A 17,456-nucleotide genomic window follows, 5' to 3' on the forward strand; every position below is an offset into this window, starting at 1 on the left:
GCCGCCGCAGGCCTGCTCTGCGTGCAGGGCCGGGCGGCGGCCCCCAAGGTCTGGGGCCTCCATGGTTAGAACCGTACTACGCAGCGTCCTGAAGGAACGCGTTTAACCGAACTTAACGATGTTCGTTATGGCCGTGTCAGCCATGTGGCGAAGCCGGGCCCTGCCAGGCACCGCGTCTCGCCGGAAGGCACGCAGCTTGGTGAACGACGCAGGGAATCCGCTAAAAATATCTGTGCAGCGCCGGGGCACGAGCTTCCGAGCCCCGCTCAGGCCGGGCTTGTTGAAGCCCCTTCAGCGAATGGTCACGCGCCGCGCGCGGGCTTCGACAAGCTCGGCCTGGGTGGGGCCGGGTTTAAGCAGGATACGCCCCGCAGTGGCGCGATCTCGCCAATGGTTCGGTTCCGACGTTTGCGACCCGATCGGAAAGGCCGGGCTCAAATGTCAAAATCAATCCACTAGCGGCCGCCCTCCCCCTCTGCTGCCGCGTCTTCCGCCGGCGGGGGCGCGCTGCCTGAGGCCTGGGCGTCGATCTCCTTGACCTTGGCGCCGATGCTGTCCTGCGCGGCCTTGTAGCGCTCGTCGAAGCTGGGCTCGCGGTGGCAGGCCGCCACGAGCACCAGCAGGACCACGCAAATGGAAGCGCGCCGCATCAGTAGTCCTTCTTGATCTTCACGTTGAGCGAGTTGACCCCCGAACCACCCGCCTGGCTGAGCACCGACAGCCACTTGGTCACGCTGACTTCCAGCTGCGTCGCGGTGAAGCCGCGCGCGTCGGTGATCAGTTCGACGTAGATGTCGTCGGTCAGGTACTGCCCGGCGGCGAGCGCGGTGCCGCGCCCGGTGGTCTGGTCGGGACTGAGGATGCGCAGCCGGTCGATGCCGGTTGCCGAACGCAGCTTGCCCAGCGGATTGAGGCCGCCCCCGCTCGCCCGCAGCGAGTTGAGCGAGGTCGCCAGCTGCACCGCCTGGATCGCCGAGAGGTTGGCGATCGAGCTGCCGAACAGGATCCTCGAGAGGATCTCGTCGTCAGGCAGGCTCGGGTCCGAACTGAACGTGATCTGCGGGTTGTAGGCCCTGCCGCTGACGGCGACGGTCACATCGACATCCTCGATCGTGTCGGTTGCGGTGATCGTCACCGAAGGATCGATCGTCTGGCCGCCGTTGAACGAGATCTTGCCCGACGAGATGTCGAACGAGCGCCCGGCAAAGTCGAGATTGCCGCGGATCAGCGTGATGTCGCCGGCCATCGTCGGCGCGGCGCTGGTGCCGCCCACGGTGAAGTCGGCGCTCCATTCCGAATCGAGCCCCATGCCCGAGACGTAGAGCTTTTCCGGCGCCTTGAGGTGCAGGTCGAGCCGCAGCGTCGAGAACGCGGTCAGCATGGCCTCGGCCTGCTCGTCGCCGGTCACGCGGGTCGGGCCGATCTGCGGCTTGAACCGCACGCCGGTCAGGTGCGGCACTTCCACCGCCCCTTCGCGCACGATCTGGTAGCGCGTTTCCGGCAGCCGCAACTCGCCCGAGAGGAGGGCCTTCTCGCCCGCCCGCTTGGTCAGGTTGACGGTGCCGGTGGCGCTCGCCGAAAGCGAGGAGCTGCGCGCCAGCCGCGCCTTGTCGAGCTTGACGGCGAGATCCATGGGATAACCTTCCGCCGCTGCCAGGCTCATCCGCCCGCTGGCGCTCACGGTGCCGCTGCCGGCATTGGCATTGAGCGACTGCAGTTCGAAGTTGTTGCCGTTGAAGCGGCCTTCCAGCGTCATGTTGGTCAGCTTGGTGCCATAGGCCTGGTATTCGTAAGTAAGGTCACGCCCCTTCACCAGACCGTTCACGCAAGGATCGGTGAGCTTGCACGAGAAGTCCGCCGCCAGCCCGACCGAGCCGACCAGCGTCTGCCCGGGCTGCCCGGCGAACGAAAACAGCGTGTCGGCCGGGCCGTTGTAACGGATGCCGCCGCCCAGCGGCGCTTCCAGCAGCCGCTGCGACCAGGTGCCGCCACCCGCCGGAAGCGGCCGCAGCGTCGCCTCCATGCGCCCGACGACACTGCCGCGCTTGCGGATCACGGCATGGGCCTCGGCCCCGTCGCTCACCAGCTTGCCGAGGAAATTGATGTCCACCGGCTGGCTGATCGTGCTGGAACTGGTGCGGGTGAAGTCGGTGATGGTCAGGCGTGCATCGGCCTGCGGGAAGGCATCGGTGCCCGCCTGGGCAAAATCGAAGCTGCCGCTGGCACTGCCGCCAAGGCCGTAGCCCGGCACGAAGGCATTGATGACGCCGACGTCGAAATTCTCCATCCGGCTCTCGAAACGCAGGCCTTCGCCGTACTTGCCCGCCACCCGCGCCTGGCCGCGGCCGAACGACAGCGTGGTCGGCAGCAGTTCGTAGCCGTCCTTGCCGGGGACGATCCGCGCCGGACTGAGCGTGCGCAGCGACTGGCCGCGAACCCGCCCGGACAGGGCCACGCGCCACAACTCGGGCGCCAGATCGGCATTGACGCCGAGCTTGAACGGCACCCCGCTAACCCCTTCGATCAGGCCCTTGGCCTGCCCGCGCCCATCGCGGTAATCGACCAGCACGCGCGCGGCGGCCAGATCGAGTGCGCCGATCGAGGTGCCGGCAAGCTGGGCGTCGGCGATGACCGTGGGCTTGTCGTAAAGCACCGCGCGCCCGTCGATCAGCGCCGAGCCGATGGTCAGGTTGGCAGGCCCTGCAAACGTCGCGTCCTTGGCGCGCAGGTTGAAGTCGACCGCCTGGAACTTGCCCTCGGCCGCCAGCCGCAGCGCGCCGCCGATGCCGTTGCCCTTGGCGGTCAGTTCACCGGTGAACGGCCCGGCCGCGGTCTGGGTCATCTGCCCGGCAAAATCGACGCCGGACAAGTTGCCGCTGTTGATCCGGATCGCCATCTGGCGGCCCATCAGCAGGTTCACGTCGGCCTTGAGCGGGCCGTAGTCGGTGTCGCTCCTGACGTCGAGGCGGTAGCCGCCGCGCACGCCGGTGATGCGGGCATCGAGATTGGCGAGGCCGATCCCGAAGCCGGGATGCTCGGCGGTGAGATGCGCGTCAGGATTGGTCAGCGTGCCCGTGACCCTGACGCCAAGCGCGCCGTAACGCTGCGAGGCGCCGCGCGCGGTAAGCGCGATCCGGCCCTCGGGCGACCAGCTGCCCTGCCCGTCGACGATCCGCAGATCCGGCGCGTTCATCCTGAGCGCCGCAAAACGCACGATCCCGTCCGAACCGTAGCGCACCCGCGAAGAGGCCGCGAAATTGCCGCCGAGGTAGCTTTGCAGGGTGGCGTTGAACAGCTTGCGCGAACGCGCGTGGACCGTGCCTTCCAGCGCGAAGCCCTGGTTCTCGCTCTTGAGGTCCATGTTCGTGCGAATGTCGAACAGGCCGACGCTCTCGAGGCGGTAGTTGTCGATCTTGCCGTCGATGGCGCCAGTGTAGAAGCCCTTGCTCACATCGGCGACCAGGATCAGCCCGGCGTCGATGCGATCGGACTTGAGGCGCATGTTGTCGGACAGCACACGCGGCCCGTCGATGGCAAGGTCGCCCTTGAGGGTGACATTGGCCAGGGTGCCGCCAGCCACGGTGTCGAGCCCGACGATGCGCCGCACGCGGGCATCGAGGGGGATCAGGATCTTGTCGGCATCGACCCGCGCCGCGCCCTGTGCGCTCAGCCCTTCGAGCCCCATGTCGTTCATCGTCAGACGCGCGGCGTTGATCTTGTAGGCGGCCCTGGGCGCGGTGAAGGCACCGTCCAGCGCGAGCGAGGCGGTAAGCCCCGATCCGCCGAGGTTCTTCGCCATGACCGTGGGCCTGAGCAGCGCGAACTGCAGGCGCAAGTTCTCGAAGCTGTTGGCGGAAAGATCGATCACGCCGTCGGGGCGCAAGGTGAAGGCATCGCTCGACACCAGGCCCGTCAGCCTGGCCTTGCGCTGGTCCAGTGCCGCCGTGAGATCGACGCTGGTTACCGGCCCCAGCAGACCCGCGGTCGGTCCGGTGAAGAGCCGGGCAATCCGGGTCGGCCCCTTGACGACGAAGGTGCCTTCGCGCGCCGTCAGCGCCAGTCGCGCCATCTCGCTGCCGCCAAGATCGGCATCGAACGTACCGTTCCAGGCCTTCCAGTCGCCCTTGCCGTCGAGCCGCAGCGTCATCGGCTGCCTGAACCCGCCGAGCGCGGCGATCACGCCGCCCACCGGAGCATCGACGTCGGCCTTGAGCGCCAGCCGGTTTCTGGCCGGCACGGCATCGAGCACGAGATCGAAGCGGTCTCCGCCCTCCCCGTTCCTGACGGCGCCCTTGATCGCGACCGTGCCGCCCTTGGCAAAGACCTGCGCGCGGCCATCGGCGATATGCGCGCGCCCGTCGACGGTGAGGATGCGGCGCACCCCGGCCACCGGCGCCTCGGCGACGAACTGGCCGATCCGCAGGCGGCCGACGTCGATGTCGAGATCGGGCAGCAGCGGCTCGGTGCTCGGCGGGGTCGGCTTGAACCGGGGCGAACGGCGCAGGACCATCCGCTCGGCCACGGCGCTGCGCACGTCGACGTGCTTGTCGAGATAGGCGAAGGGGCGCCAGTCGACATCGATCTCGGGCGAAAACAGGAACTCGCCCTGCGGGTCGCTGACCGAGAGGTCGTGCAGGGTCATCCTGCCGTAGAGCGAGCCCTCGATCCGCCCGACCTTGATGCGCATGCCGTTGTCGAAGCGCAGCCCCGCGATCTGCTCGGCGACGAAGCGGTGGCCAGGGCCGGTATCGATGCCGAAGATCAGTGCCCCGGCCAGCAGCACCGCGCCCAGCACCACGGTGACCACCGTTTTCAGGGCGCGGATGCGCAGGCGCCGTCCAAGCGTGAGCCTGGGCCGCGTGTTCGCCTCGTCCCCGGTCACGGCCATGTCCGCTTCCGGCAGGTTTCCGTTATCTGCCGGGGGCAGGTTGTCTTCTTCGCCGCTCATCAGAAGGCCTGTCCGATCGAAACGTAGATATTGAGGCGCGATTCACCCGGCCGGCGGTCGATCGGCGTGGCGAGATCGAGGCGCATCGGTCCGAAATTCGTGTAGAAGCGCCCGCCGATGCCGACGCCGTAGCGCAAATCGTTGAACTGCGGCGTGGTCTGCCGATAGGCCTGCCCGGCATCGACAAAGGCGACGATACCGTAGTTGCCAAAACGGTAACGCGCCTCGACCGATGCCTCGTTGAGACTGCGCCCGCCCACCGCCTTGCCGTCGGCGGCCTGCTCGCCCAGCGCCTGGTAGCTGTAGCCGCGCACCGAGCCGCCGCCGCCGGCATAGAGCCGCCGCGACGGAGCGATGTCGAACAGACCGGCGCCCTTGATGGTGCCGAGGCGGACACGCCCTGCCAGGACAAGACTGTCGGTGACCGGGAAATAGCCGGAACCGTCGATCCGGCTGCGGATGTAGGGATTGAAACCGCCCTTCACGGTCGCTTCCGGCTGGACCAGCGCGGTCAGGCGAAAACCCTTGGTGGGGTCGAGCAGGCTGTCGGTCTGGTCGAAACCGAGCTGTCCGTTCACCCCGGCCACGTAGTAGAGCTTGCGGTCGCGCGTACCGGTCGCCGTGTTGTAGTCGGTCTCGCCGGTGATCAGCGTTTCGGCGCCGACGGCATACGTGATCTTCTTCTGCCAGAGCGGCGTGGAATCGCGCGCCATGCGGATGGCGATGCGCCCGGTATAGGCGCTATAGGCGTCGTAGTCGTTGTGGAACGCCTCGGTCACCAGTTCCAGCGTGCGATCGCGCTGCCCCGAATTGGAGCGCCTGAACGTCGTCGACAGCCCTTGCTGCTTGGTACCCGCGATGGCGCTGACGATCAGCGCGCCTTCGGGCGGGAACAGGTTGCGATGGGTCCAGCTGGCCTGGGCGCTGAGGCCCTCACCCGTGGCATAACCGATGGTGCCGGCAATCGTGCGCGGCGGCCCGGCATCCTGCTGGACGTGCAGGGTGACATATTCGGTACCGTCGCTCCCCGCCGATTGCCCGGTCTTGCGGGGTTCGACCGAAATTGTCGAGAACAGGCTGGTCGCGATCAGCGCCTTGCGCAAGTCGTCGACCTTGCGGCTGTCGTAAAGGTCGCCCTTCTTGAAACGCGCAAGCACACCGATGTGCTTGGCATCGAAGGCCAGATCGCCCGAGGTCGTGAACCCGTCGAAGCGGCCGCGCGGGCCGACATCGACCGGCAGCGTATAGACACCCTCGCCGCTATCCGGGTCGAGCAGGATGTCGCGGTCCCCCACTTGCGCAAAGGCATAGCCATTCTCGGGAAGCGCCAGCGCCACTTGCGCCTCGGCGCCCTGCACGCGCTGCGCGATGATCGGCTCGCCGCGCTTGAGCGCGAGATTGTCGGCAATAAGGTTCGGCGGCACCGTCGGGTCGGCCTTCACGACGATGTCGGAAAGCGTGTAGCGCTTGCCCGGCGAGACCGTCATCACCGCGGTCAGCGCAACCTTGCCCTCGCCGCTGCGATCACGCTCGACCCGCGTGCGGATGACCGGCGAATACCAGCCCTCGGACGCGAGCACGGTCTGCATGAGCGTCGCATCCTCACCCAGACGCGCGCGCAGCATCGCGATATTGGCGGCCTTGCCGTCCCCTTTCTTCAGGGCGGAATGGGACTTGAACTCGGCCAGCAGATCGGTGTCCGCGGCCTTGTCGGCCTCATCCACCCCGTCGATCCGCATCGCATAGGTGACTTCGGTGTCCTTGGCCTCTTCCTCGGCCTCGGCGAACTGGACCGGGGTCACTTCGAACTGGTCGATCGGCGGCAAGGGCGCGGTCAGTTCCGCGTCCCGAACCGGCGCGGTGCCGATGGCCTCGGTTTCGGCGGTCGGCGCCGCCGCCTGCTGGACGGCGGCCCCAGAAGCGGTGCCAGATGCGGCCCCAGATGCAGCAGGAGACGCCGCAGACGCCGCAGACGCCGAGGCATTCGCCGCCTTGCCATCGCCCGCCAGCCGCTTCTCGAATTCGTCGATCGTCTCCAGCGGCTTGCCGAGTTCGGGATCGTCTTCGGCGCCCAGCCTGGGGATCGAACGGTTGAATTCGTCGTCGGAAATGACCGGCTTCACATCGGGCATCACCGCATCGGCAGGCGGCGCCGGCACGGCAAGCTGTCCGGCCTTCAGGGTGTCGTTCTCGTCGGGCTTTCCTGCATCCGCCCCTCTCGCATCAGACCGCCCGGCATCGCTGCTGCTTGCCGCGGGGCTGGCGGGATCGGCTTGCTGCGCGCGCGCAGGCGTACCGGAGAGCGCCAGCACGAATGCCAGCGTCGCCAATCCGGCGCCTTCACGCACCAGTCGGGAACCGATGGCGGCGTGATCGCTTGGTCCTGGCATGAGCAGACTTATGGATACCCCCTGTAGCGTCCGGCCTTGCGCAGACCGGCCCGATAATCAACCGCTTGATCCGTGGCCAGGTCGCGATGGCCACTTCGAATCTGGGCAACGGACGCCCTCGTGCTTTAGCGTATCGCATTGCAACAGCGAAAGTTCCCGGCGGCAAGGGGGAAGCTGATGAATGGACACGAAGGAACCGTCGACCGTGACAAGCCGGATACGGTTTCCAGCGCGAATACGCCACCCCTGATGCCGGCTCCGGCGGCAATCGATCCCGCACCGGTCACCCCCGGCTCGGATGCGGAAACGCCGCTGGCCCTGCCGGCACGCGCATGGTGGCGGGTGGTGCGGCGCGTCTGGGTGATGAGCGGGTTCCACGAACTCGGCCTGCTGGCGGCGGGGCTGGCCTTCTACTGCTTTCTCGCGCTGACGCCGCTGATCGCCGCCACCGTGATGACTTACGGCCTCGTCGGCGACGTGGACACCGTGCGCGGCCAGATGCAGAGCATCGTCCGGGTGGTCCCTCCCGAAGTGGCCCATATGCTCGAACAGCAGCTGATCCAGATCGTCACGACCAGCCGCGGCGTCACCGGTTTTGCACTGGTGATCGCCCTGTTCTTTGCGATCTACGGAGGCATGCGCGCGGCGAGCGGCATGATCAGCGCGCTCAACGTCATCAACGAGGAACGCGAGACCCGCGGCATCATCGCGCTCACTTTCCGCGCCGGCGGGCTGACGCTGTCCGCCGTGCTGATCGCGATGACCGGTATCCTCTCCGGCGGAGTCTTCGCATGGCTGCAGACCCATGCCAGCGTCTACCTCGGAGATGCGACGCAGACCCTGTTCAACTGGCTGACGTGGCTGGCCGCCGTGATGCTCGGCAGCCTCGGCTTTGCGCTCATCATGCGCTACGGCCCGGACCGGCGCCCCGCCAAGTGGCGCTGGCTCGCCCCCGGTGCCTTGCTGGCGACCCTGCTGTGGATCGCCGTCTCCTTCGGGTTTTCGCTCTATGTCGCCTATATCAGCGACTACAACGCGACGTATGGCTCGCTTTCGGCCATCGTCGTGTTCCTGATGTGGCTGTTCCTGTCGGCCTACGGCATCCTGCTCGGCGCCCTGCTCAATGCGGAAATCGAGCGGCAGACCTTCTGCGACACCACCAGAGGCCCACCCAAACCGCCCGGTGAGCGCGGCGCCGTGCTGGCCGACGTCATCGACGACCGGGTGCCCTCGCTCGCGGACCTCCAGCGCAAACGCAGCCGCCGCGCCGAAAAGGCACGCAAAAGGGCGGATTAACGCCCTTCGACCACCTCCGGGCGGCGGTCCTGATCCAGCCGCACCACCAGATCCGCCCGCGCGGGCATCTCGGCAAGGATGGCGCGGGTGATCCGCTCGTAATGGGCGATGAAGCGCGCGATTTGCGCCGCGCTCATCACCCTGTCATCCGGCCCGGCGCGCGCGGCGAGATCGCGCTCCTGCTGACTGCGCCAGCGGTGGACGACCTCGAAACCGGGCGCGGCCAGCAGGACCAGCCGGTCGATCCGGGCAAACAGCCGCTGGTACGAATCGCCGAGCATGTCGTTCACCCAGCGCCGCCAATGGCCATCAGGGTCCTCCCCCGCCTCCAGCGCATTGACCGGCTCGGCCAGTTCACTCGTCCGCTGCGGAAAGGCGCCAAGGCACCAGCCCTCCAGCACGAGCACCTGGCAGCCGGGCCCGATGATGGGCCAGTCATGCTCCGATACCCGGTCGTCGCGGGCCTTGTCGAAACGCGGCAGTGCCACCGGACCGCCCGCCTCCAGCCCGTCGAGCACGTCCAGCCCGAGGGCGATGTCATGCGTGCCCGGCACCCCGCGCGTGGCGAGCAGGGGGTGAACGTCCCGCGCCAGCGCCTGCCGCTCGGCATGGGTGAGATAGAGGTCGTCCAGCGACAGCACCGCGCTCGCGATGCGCTCCGCCGCGCACCGGGCCTGCACCGCCTGTGCCAGCGTGGACTTGCCGGACCCTTGCGCGCCGCAAATGCCGATGACGACGGGACGATGGCGAAAGCCGGAGAGCGCGCCGTGCACCTGCTCCATCACGGCACCAACAAGGCGGGCATCAACAAGGCGGGCATCAACAAGGTGGGGATCGAGACCGGTCACAGCGTAAACGTCGCCGCCTGCCCGTGGCAGGTCCCATCGCCTTCGACGAGGTTCCAGACCACCGCCGGCCCGATCCGGAAGCGCCGCCCTTTCGCGCTTATGCGCACACCGGCATAATCGTCGATGAAGCCGTGCGCGGTCACGCGGTCGAGCAGGGCCTGCCGCTCTTCGCGCAGCGGCGCCTCGGCCGAGTGGCGCGAGGGCATGCCGACGAACGCCGCAAGATCGCTCTCGAATGCCGCCAGAGCTTGCGCATTGCCGAAGAAGAACAGCGGATCGGCCTCGGTTCCATGCGCGACCACGGCAAAGGGCGCATGCCAGAGCGCCGCTACCGGATCGTTGCCGGTCACGAGAGAACGCCCGAGGAGACGCTCGAAGCTCCCGGCTATCAAGGCAATCCGCGCCGCCCGCTCGGGCTCGCGATAGACTGCGGGAACAGCGTTCGCCGTTTTGCCTGCCGCCTGCTCGTACACCGCGTTCCTCCGCTGCAATCCCCGCCCGCCTAGCAGTACGGGTCCCGGTTTGCGAGCCATCGGGGCGCATCGTACCGGCGATCAGCCCGCATCCCGGTTGATGCCGCAGCCCCTGTGCGACTAGCTATCCGGCAACAAGAGATCGGGGTCAGCCCATGTGCGCGCCCGAGAGAGGAAGGATAACCGGATGACCGATATTCTCGGCTACAAGGGCAAGCGCGTAATCGTCAGCGGCTGCTTCTCGGGCATGGGCGAGGCGACGGCCAAGCTGCTGGTCGACCTCGGGGCCGAAGTCCACGGCTTCGACTTCAAGGAAAGCGCGGTGCCGATGGCCTCGTTCACCCAGATCGATCTGCGCGACCCGGCCAGCCTCGAAGCCGCGGTTGCCGGTGTCGGCGGCAAGATCGACGCACTGTTCAACTGCGCGGGGCTGCCCGGCGGCGGCGGTTTCCCGGCGATGGACGTGATGAAGGTCAACTTCCTGGGCACCCGCCACCTTACCGAACAGGTCGTGCCGCTGATGGGCCAGGGCGGCGCCGTGGTCTCGATCGCGTCCACCGGCGGACTTGGCTGGAGCCGCCGCATCCCCGTCCACATGCAACTGCTCGCCACCAAGGGCTTCGACGCCGGGCTCGCCTGGTGCGAGGCCAACGTGGAGCAGGTCAGCGAGGGCTATGCCTTCTCCAAGGAAGCGGTGATCGTCTGGACCCAGTTCATGGGCGCGCAGCTCATCAAGAAGGGCATCCGCATCAACTGCTCGCTGCCCTCGCCCACCCAGACGCCGATGATGGCGACCTTCCACGCCACTTCGGGCAAGGAAGTGGTCGACGCCGCCGCCGAACCGCTCGGCCGCTACACCACGCCCGCCGAACAGGCCGGCCCGCTGGTGCTGATCTGCAGCGATCTTGCCGGCGTGGTGAACGGCATCGTCATGCCGGTGGACGGCGGCTTCATGGGCGGCCTCGCCACCGGCCAAGTGGACATCACCAAGATGATGAGCGCGGCCTCCAGGCAGCCCGCCTGATCCTCGGCTACCGAGAAATCGCGAAGGGGTCGGATGCAAAGGCATCCGGCCCCTTTTCCCTATGCGTCAACCTGCTAAGGCGGATGCAAGAACAAGGAGCAGGACCAAGAGCATGACCGACGCCGTACTGTACGAGATCGACGCCGAAGGCATCGTCACGATCACTCTCAACCGGCCGGAAATGCGCAATCCGATCTCCGATCCCGAAGTGATCGAGGCCCTGCTGGACGCGGTCGAACGGCTCGACAACGATCCCGCCGCGCGCGTCGCCATTCTCACCGGCGCGGGCAAGGGCTTCTCCTCGGGCGGCAACATCAACGAGATGAAGCCCGGCGGCAACGTCAACGGCGGCGAGCCGATCCGCACCCGGCTCAATTACAAGCGCGGCATCCAGCGCCTGCCGCTCGCTTTTGCCGCGCTCGAAGTGCCGGTGATTGCCGCCGTCAACGGCGCGGCGGCGGGGGCTGGCTGCGACCTCACCTGCATGTGCGACTTGCGCATTGCCGGGGAGAGCGCGCGCTTTGCCGAAAGTTTCGTGAAGATCGGCCTGATCGCCGGAGACGGCGGCTCGTGGCTGCTGCCCCGCGTGGTCGGCTGGTCGAAGGCCGCCGAAATGGCCCTGACCGGCGACATGATCGACGCCGCAGAGGCGCTGGCCTGCGGGCTCGTATCGAAGGTGGTGCCCGATCATCAGTTGATGGACGAGGCCCGCGCCCTCGCCCGCCGCATCGCCGCCAACCCGCCGCATGCCGTGCGCATGACCAAGCGCCTGCTGTGGGAAGGCCGCCGCGCCGATCTCGCCACCCTGCTGGAAATGGCCGCCGCCATGCAGTCTGCCGCCCACGCCACGCAGGATCACGCCGAGGCGGTCGAGGCATTCCTCGAAAAGCGACGACCCGAATTCAAGGGGTCTTGAATTTCGATGTGATAAGTTCATATCACTCTCACACCACAATGTGAGAACGAGATACTCCAATGGCAGGCAATGTGATCGAACAGGTCCGCAAGCTCGTCGCCGAGGGCGGCATGAGCAAGTCGGGCCTTGCCCGCGCAGCCGGGCTCCACGCCAACACGCTGCGCGACTGCACCGAGCCGGACTGGAACCCCACCGCCGAGACCCTGGTCAAGCTGGAGCGCGTGCTGTTCTCCAACGACGACCGCCAGATGCTCGTCCCCATCGAGGAGATCATCGACGAGGCGCGCAACGGCCGCATGTTCATCCTCGTCGATGACGAGGACCGCGAGAACGAGGGCGACCTCGTGATCCCGGCGCAGATGGCGACCCCGGCGGCGATCAACTTCATGGCCACCCATGGCCGCGGGCTGATCTGCCTGACGCTGACCAGCCAGCGCATCGACGAACTCGGCCTCGACCTGATGAGCCGCCACAACGGCACCCGCCACGAAACCGCCTTCACCGTCTCGATCGAGGCCCGCGAAGGCGTGACCACCGGCATCTCGGCAGGCGACCGCGCCCGCACCATCTCGGTCGCCATCGACGGCACCAAGAGCAAGGCCGACATCGTCACCCCCGGCCACGTCTTCCCGCTGCGCGCGCGTGACGGCGGCGTGCTGGTCCGTGCCGGTCACACCGAAGCCGCCGTCGACATCTCGCGCCTTGCCGGCCTCAACCCTTCGGGCGTGATCTGCGAGATCATGAAGGACGACGGCACCATGGCGCGCATGGACGACCTGATCGGCTTCGCTCGCATCCACGACCTCAAGATCGGCACGATCCGCGACCTCATCGCCTATCGCCGCAAGCACGACCGCATGGTCGAGAAGAAGAACGAGATCACCTTCCAGAGCCGCCACGGCGGCCAGTGGCTGGCCCGCAGCTATTACAACAAGGCCACCGGCGACGAGACGATGGCGCTGATCAAGGGCCGCATCGATCCCGCCAAGCCCACGCTGGTGCGCATGCACACCCTGTCGATGTTCACCGACGTGTTCGGCGAGGAATCCACGGATCGCGGCAACCTGCTGCACCGCTCGATGGAAATGATCGCGGAAGAAGGCAGCGGCGTGATCGTCGTCATCAACCGCCAGATCGGCAGCTCGATGTCCAAGGTCATGGACATCAAGCAGCAGATTCGTGCGGGCGAAACGCCTGACATCGAAGAACTTCGCGACTATGGGGTGGGGGCGCAGATTCTCGCGGAACTTGGTGTCCACGACATGATCCTGCTCACCAACACGCACCATTCGCTTGTCGCGCTGGAGGGGTATGGCCTCAACATCGTGAACGAGCGCCCCATTCCCAGCACTTGTGAAGATGCTGCCGCTGAAGGAGCGAACTGACATGGCCCGTTTTCTCATCGTCGAAGCCCGCTTCTACGACCACCTCAATGACCTGCTGATCGCCGGCGCCAAGGCCGCGCTCAAGGCCGCCGGCCACAAGGCCGAAGTGATCACCGTGCCCGGCGCGCTGGAAATCCCCGCCGCCATCTCGATGGCCGAAGCCACCGGCGACTATGACGGCTACGTCGCCATCGGCGTGGTCATCCGCGGCGAGACCTACCACTTCGAAATCGTCGCCGGGGAATCGGCACGCGGCATCATGGCACTGACCATGGACAGCATTGCCATCGGCAACGGTATCCTTACCGTGGAGAACGAGGAACAGGCGCTGGTCCGCGCCGATCCCGCACAGAAGGACAAGGGCGGCGAGGCCGCCAAGGCCGCCATCGCGCTCTACGACCTCAAGGAGCGCTTCGCCTGACGGAGTAATGAATGGCTGACACGATCCCGGTCTCCGACCTGAAGGACAGCCCGCGCTGCGAGCACCCCTGCCTTGGCGGCATCCGCCTGGTGCTCGGCGGAAACGTCTTTGGATGGACCATCGACCGGGATCGCAGCCTTGCGGTCCTCGACGCCTTCTACGAAGCCGGCGGCCGCATGATCGACACGGCCGACGGTTATTCCAACTGGGTCCCCGGCCACGTTGGTGGCGAATCCGAAACGATCATCGGCGAATGGCTCAAAACGCGCGGGGTCCGCTCCGAGATGCGCATCGCCACCAAGACCGGCCAGGGCGGCGCGCCCGGCATGCTGGCTCCCGGCACTGTCCGCACGGCGCTTGAGGCTTCTCTGCAGCGGTTGTGCACCGATTATGTCGATCTCTACTACGCCCACCGCGATGACGGCACGACACCGCTGGACGAAGTGGCCGAAGTGTACGACGGCGCGTTCCGCTCGGGCCACGCCCGCGAACTGGGCGCATCGAACTATTCCCCCGCCCGGCTTTCCGCCATTCTCACGGTAGCCGATGAAAGGGGCCTGCCCCCCTTCACCGCGCTCCAACCGCTCTACAACCTCGTCGCCCGCACGCAATTCGAAGGCGAACTTCAGGATCTCTGCCTGAGGCGCGGTATCGCTGCCCTCCCCTATTACGGCCTTGCCGCCGGGTTCCTGACCGGAAAATACACGGAAGCACGCCAATGGGCCGGGTCGGCACGTAGCCACGCCGCTCGACGAGGCCGCCGCCGGCAATGGCTGGCAGACACTGGCCACATTGAACCGGATTGCCGATGAATTGGGCGCCACCCCCCGCGCAAACCGCACTGGCCTGGCTCAACACGCGGGCAGGCGTCGCCGCCCCCATTGCAAGCGCCACTTCGCCGGAGCAAGTACGCGAGCTTGCCATGATCTGCGATTTGCGACCTCCCGCGGAAGCCTTTCTCGCTATCGACGCACGGTGAAAACCAAGCAAATACCCCTATTCTGCATGGAATTCCGCTCGAACATCAGATAAATAGTTCCAGCAGAAGCCATCCGGCGCTCGTTATCCATCCTCTCGTTGCATGTATCCAACTTGGACACCACAAAAAGTCCGGTTTCCAAATTACCCGGATACTGTAGCCAGACACAGAAGTGTCCGAATTCGATCTTAATCGGACACATCATTAACCAAGAATACCCCGCCCACGGGACGAGGGTCGCAACCCATGCCCCGGGGAAGCGGGGCCCGACCGGGTACGCACCCGCGACGGAGGAGTACTGCAGGTGAACATCGAAGCGAAGCGCAGTGCGCTGATCGAAGCCATGACGGCCAACCTCGTCCAACTCGAGAACCTGGGCGCCGAAATCGCCGCGGCCCACATGCAGGCCGCCATCGACGCGCTGCGACGCGCTTCGGACCTGGACCAAGACCCCTCCGATCTGGACTAACCGACCGCTGACGCCGTCGCTCGCGCATGCAACAAACCCTGCGAGGTGCGGCACGACACGTCGATGCGGTTTCGCCGATTTGAAGCGAAAACACATCGGCGCGGCGGACTGCAGCCTTGCAGGAGCAATTGCTGCGACTGGTATTCGTGCTCGGCGCCCCCCTCGACACGGATCATTGCAGCCACAAGGCTTGGTGGGCTCAGTTGTATGGAGAAGACCGATCAGTTGATGCGCAATCGGGCGAAGGCCATTCGCCTGATTGGAATTGCAAACGAGCTTCTCGCCATGGCGCGCGAACTCGAAATCGGGCAGTCGATCGCCACCGAAATCGCCAATTCGGTTCAACGGGAAAGCGGCAAGACATCGGCCAGCCAGGACCATCCCATCTGGGTCGAACTGGCCCGGCAGACATACGATGACCGGCGGCGGCGCGCGAAGATCTTCGATTCGGAGGAACTTTTCGGCGAGCCTGCCTGGGACATCCTCCTCGACCTGTTCATCGCGGCCAAGGAACGGCGCCGCGTCTCGGTAACGAGTGCCTGCATCGGCTCCGCCGTCCCGTCCACAACCGCGCTGCGCTGGATCACGATCCTCGAAAAACAGGGATTGCTGATGCGCGAGGCGGACCCCGGAGATGCGCGCCGCGTCTACGTCAAGCTAAGCGCGCGGGGCTACGCCGCCATGCTGGAATATTTTTCCTCCGCATCGCGCTCGGTAGTCCTGCTTGAAGATCCCCGACAGGAACTGGCCGCTGCACGTTAGAGCGTTTTCCAATCGGGTGGAATCTCCCGATCACTCGGGAAACGCGTAAAACCAAAATCCTGGAGCCGTGGATCCGGGGCAATCGGATCGGAAACTGCTCCAGGAATCATCCGGCTGCAAAAAAGGCCCGGCTTCCGAAAGAAACCAGGCCCTTGTTTTGAGCTACCGAAAGGTTCAGCGCGCGAGGCGAGCGAACGCCGAGGCTCCAGCAAAGCGCGCAGCCCTGCCAAGCTCTTCCTCGATGCGGATCAGCTGGTTGTACTTGGCAAGCCGGTCCGAACGGGCGAGCGAGCCGGTCTTGATCTGACCGCAGTTGGTGGCGACGGCGAGGTCGGCGATGGTGGCGTCCTCGGTTTCACCCGAACGGTGCGACATCACGGCGGTGTAGCCGGCGCGATTGGCGATCGTGACGGCTTCCAGCGTCTCGGTCAGGGTGCCGATCTGGTTGACCTTTACCAGCAGCGAGTTCGCCATGCCCTTCTCGATGCCCATGGTGAGGCGCTTGGGGTTGGTCACGAACAGGTCGTCGCCAACAAGCTGCACCTTGTGACCAAGCTTTTCGGTCAGCGCAGTCCAGCCTTCGAAGTCGTCTTCGGCCATGCCGTCTTCGACCGAGATGATCGGATAGGCGTCGCAGAGATCGACAAGGTAGTCGGCGAACTGGATCGGGCTGAGCGAAAGGCCCTCACCGCTGATCTCGTACTTGCCGTTCTTGAAGAACTCGGTGGCCGCACAGTCGAGCGCGAGCTGCACGTCCACGCCGGGCTTGAAACCGGCCTTCTCGATCGAGGCGAGTACGAAGTCGAGCGCGGCCCGCGTGCTGGCGATGTTGGGGGCGAAACCGCCTTCGTCACCCACGGCAGTCGCGAGACCCTTCTCGTGCAGGCCCTTCTTCAGGGTGTGGAAGATTTCCGCCCCCCAGCGCACCGCTTCGGCAATCGAATCGGCGCCGACCGGCATGATCATGAATTCCTGGAAATCGATCGGGTTGTCGGCATGCTCGCCGCCATTGATGATGTTCATCATCGGCACCGGCAGGACATGCGCCGAAACACCGCCAACGTAGGAATAGAGCGGCAGGCCGCGTGCATTGGCAGCCGCCTTGGCGGCAGCGAGGCTGACGCCGAGGATCGCGTTGGCGCCAAGACGCCCCTTGTTCTCGGTGCCGTCGAGTTCGATCATGGCAAGATCGAGGTCGCGCTGGTCTTCGGCATCCATGCCCACCAGTTCCTCGGCGATTTCGGTGTTCACCGAATCAACGGCCTTGAGCACGCCCTTGCCGAGGTAACGGCTCTTGTCACCGTCACGCAGTTCCACCGCCTCATGGGCACCGGTCGAAGCGCCCGAAGGCACCGCGGCGCGGCCGAAGCTGCCGTCTTCAAGGAGAACGTCGACTTCGACGGTGGGATTGCCACGACTGTCGAGAATTTCGCGGCCGTGGATATCGATGATCGCGGTCATGCTGGGAATTCCTCCTTAAAGGCGCCTTCGAACGAGGCTTCGGCGCTCTTGAGGGGGTCTTAGCAGGGGAACCTCAGGTTACAA

The 17,456-nt window shown here is 66.1% G+C and carries 14 protein-coding genes; 8 read left to right on the top strand and 6 right to left on the bottom strand.

Features of this window, described 5'->3' with window-relative positions; genetic code table 11:
• Positions 1-455 precede the first annotated feature (455 nt).
• From OKA11_RS02460 to OKA11_RS02470, 3 genes are read right to left on the bottom strand one after another with little or no spacing between them, the layout of a single operon-like run.
• On the bottom strand, positions 456-650 hold the full coding sequence (locus tag OKA11_RS02460; RefSeq protein WP_267218664.1) for a hypothetical protein: 195 nt from the start codon (positions 648-650) through the stop codon (positions 456-458).
• A complete protein-coding gene (locus OKA11_RS02465) occupies positions 650-4,948 on the bottom strand; it encodes a translocation/assembly module TamB domain-containing protein (protein WP_267218665.1) in 4,299 nt (1,432 codons plus the stop codon). Before OKA11_RS02465 ends, OKA11_RS02460 begins: the two co-directional genes overlap by 1 nt.
• A complete protein-coding gene (locus tag OKA11_RS02470; RefSeq protein ID WP_267218666.1) occupies positions 4,948-7,338 on the bottom strand; it encodes an autotransporter assembly complex protein TamA in 2,391 nt (796 codons plus the stop codon). The genes OKA11_RS02465 and OKA11_RS02470 overlap by 1 nt, the downstream gene beginning before the upstream one ends.
• 177 nt (positions 7,339-7,515) lie before the next feature.
• Here OKA11_RS02470 and OKA11_RS02475 point away from each other — a divergent pair, with 177 nt between their 5' ends.
• Entirely contained in the window at positions 7,516-8,634 is a 1,119-nt protein-coding gene (locus OKA11_RS02475) for a YihY/virulence factor BrkB family protein (protein WP_267218667.1), read from the top strand.
• Here the strand turns inward: OKA11_RS02475 and OKA11_RS02480 are convergent.
• The gene (locus OKA11_RS02480) at positions 8,631-9,416 is read right to left on the bottom strand and encodes a kinase (protein ID WP_267218991.1); all 786 of its coding nucleotides are present in this window, start codon (positions 9,414-9,416) and stop codon (positions 8,631-8,633) included. The genes OKA11_RS02475 and OKA11_RS02480 overlap by 4 nt on opposite strands.
• Before the next feature lie 62 nt (positions 9,417-9,478).
• A complete protein-coding gene (locus tag OKA11_RS02485; protein ID WP_267218668.1) occupies positions 9,479-10,015 on the bottom strand; it encodes an MEKHLA domain-containing protein in 537 nt (178 codons plus the stop codon).
• A 127-nt stretch (positions 10,016-10,142) separates the two neighbouring features.
• Between OKA11_RS02485 and OKA11_RS02490 the strand changes: the two genes are divergently transcribed.
• From OKA11_RS02490 to OKA11_RS02520, 7 genes are all read left to right on the top strand, one after another.
• Positions 10,143-10,979: a coniferyl-alcohol dehydrogenase gene (locus OKA11_RS02490; RefSeq protein WP_267218669.1), complete on the top strand. Its 837-nt coding sequence runs from the start codon at positions 10,143-10,145 to the stop codon at positions 10,977-10,979.
• A gap of 112 nt (positions 10,980-11,091) precedes the next feature.
• Complete coding sequence (locus OKA11_RS02495) at positions 11,092-11,895, top strand: crotonase/enoyl-CoA hydratase family protein (protein ID WP_267218670.1); 804 nt, start codon at positions 11,092-11,094, stop codon at positions 11,893-11,895.
• 59 nt (positions 11,896-11,954) lie between these two features.
• Positions 11,955-13,280: a 3,4-dihydroxy-2-butanone-4-phosphate synthase gene (gene ribB / locus OKA11_RS02500; protein ID WP_267218671.1), complete on the top strand. Its 1,326-nt coding sequence runs from the start codon at positions 11,955-11,957 to the stop codon at positions 13,278-13,280.
• Position 13,281: 1 nt separating this feature from the next.
• Complete coding sequence (gene ribH / locus OKA11_RS02505; protein WP_267218672.1) at positions 13,282-13,701, top strand: 6,7-dimethyl-8-ribityllumazine synthase; 420 nt, start codon at positions 13,282-13,284, stop codon at positions 13,699-13,701.
• 11 nt (positions 13,702-13,712) lie between these two features.
• Positions 13,713-14,513, top strand: coding sequence for an aldo/keto reductase (locus tag OKA11_RS02510; protein ID WP_267218673.1), 801 nt, complete (start codon positions 13,713-13,715; stop codon positions 14,511-14,513).
• A gap of 471 nt (positions 14,514-14,984) precedes the next feature.
• Positions 14,985-15,149, top strand: coding sequence for a hypothetical protein (locus OKA11_RS02515; protein ID WP_267218674.1), 165 nt, complete (start codon positions 14,985-14,987; stop codon positions 15,147-15,149).
• Positions 15,150-15,356: 207 nt separating this feature from the next.
• Positions 15,357-15,911: a helix-turn-helix domain-containing protein gene (locus OKA11_RS02520; RefSeq protein WP_267218992.1), complete on the top strand. Its 555-nt coding sequence runs from the start codon at positions 15,357-15,359 to the stop codon at positions 15,909-15,911.
• 174 nt (positions 15,912-16,085) lie between these two features.
• Here the strand turns inward: OKA11_RS02520 and eno are convergent, their stop codons facing one another.
• On the bottom strand, positions 16,086-17,372 hold the full coding sequence (gene eno / locus OKA11_RS02525; RefSeq protein ID WP_267218675.1) for a phosphopyruvate hydratase: 1,287 nt from the start codon (positions 17,370-17,372) through the stop codon (positions 16,086-16,088).
• Positions 17,373-17,456: the final 84 nt, after the last annotated feature.

This window comes from Novosphingobium clariflavum (assembly GCF_026420865.1).
Taxonomy (GTDB): Bacteria; Pseudomonadota; Alphaproteobacteria; order Sphingomonadales; family Sphingomonadaceae; genus Novosphingobium; species Novosphingobium clariflavum.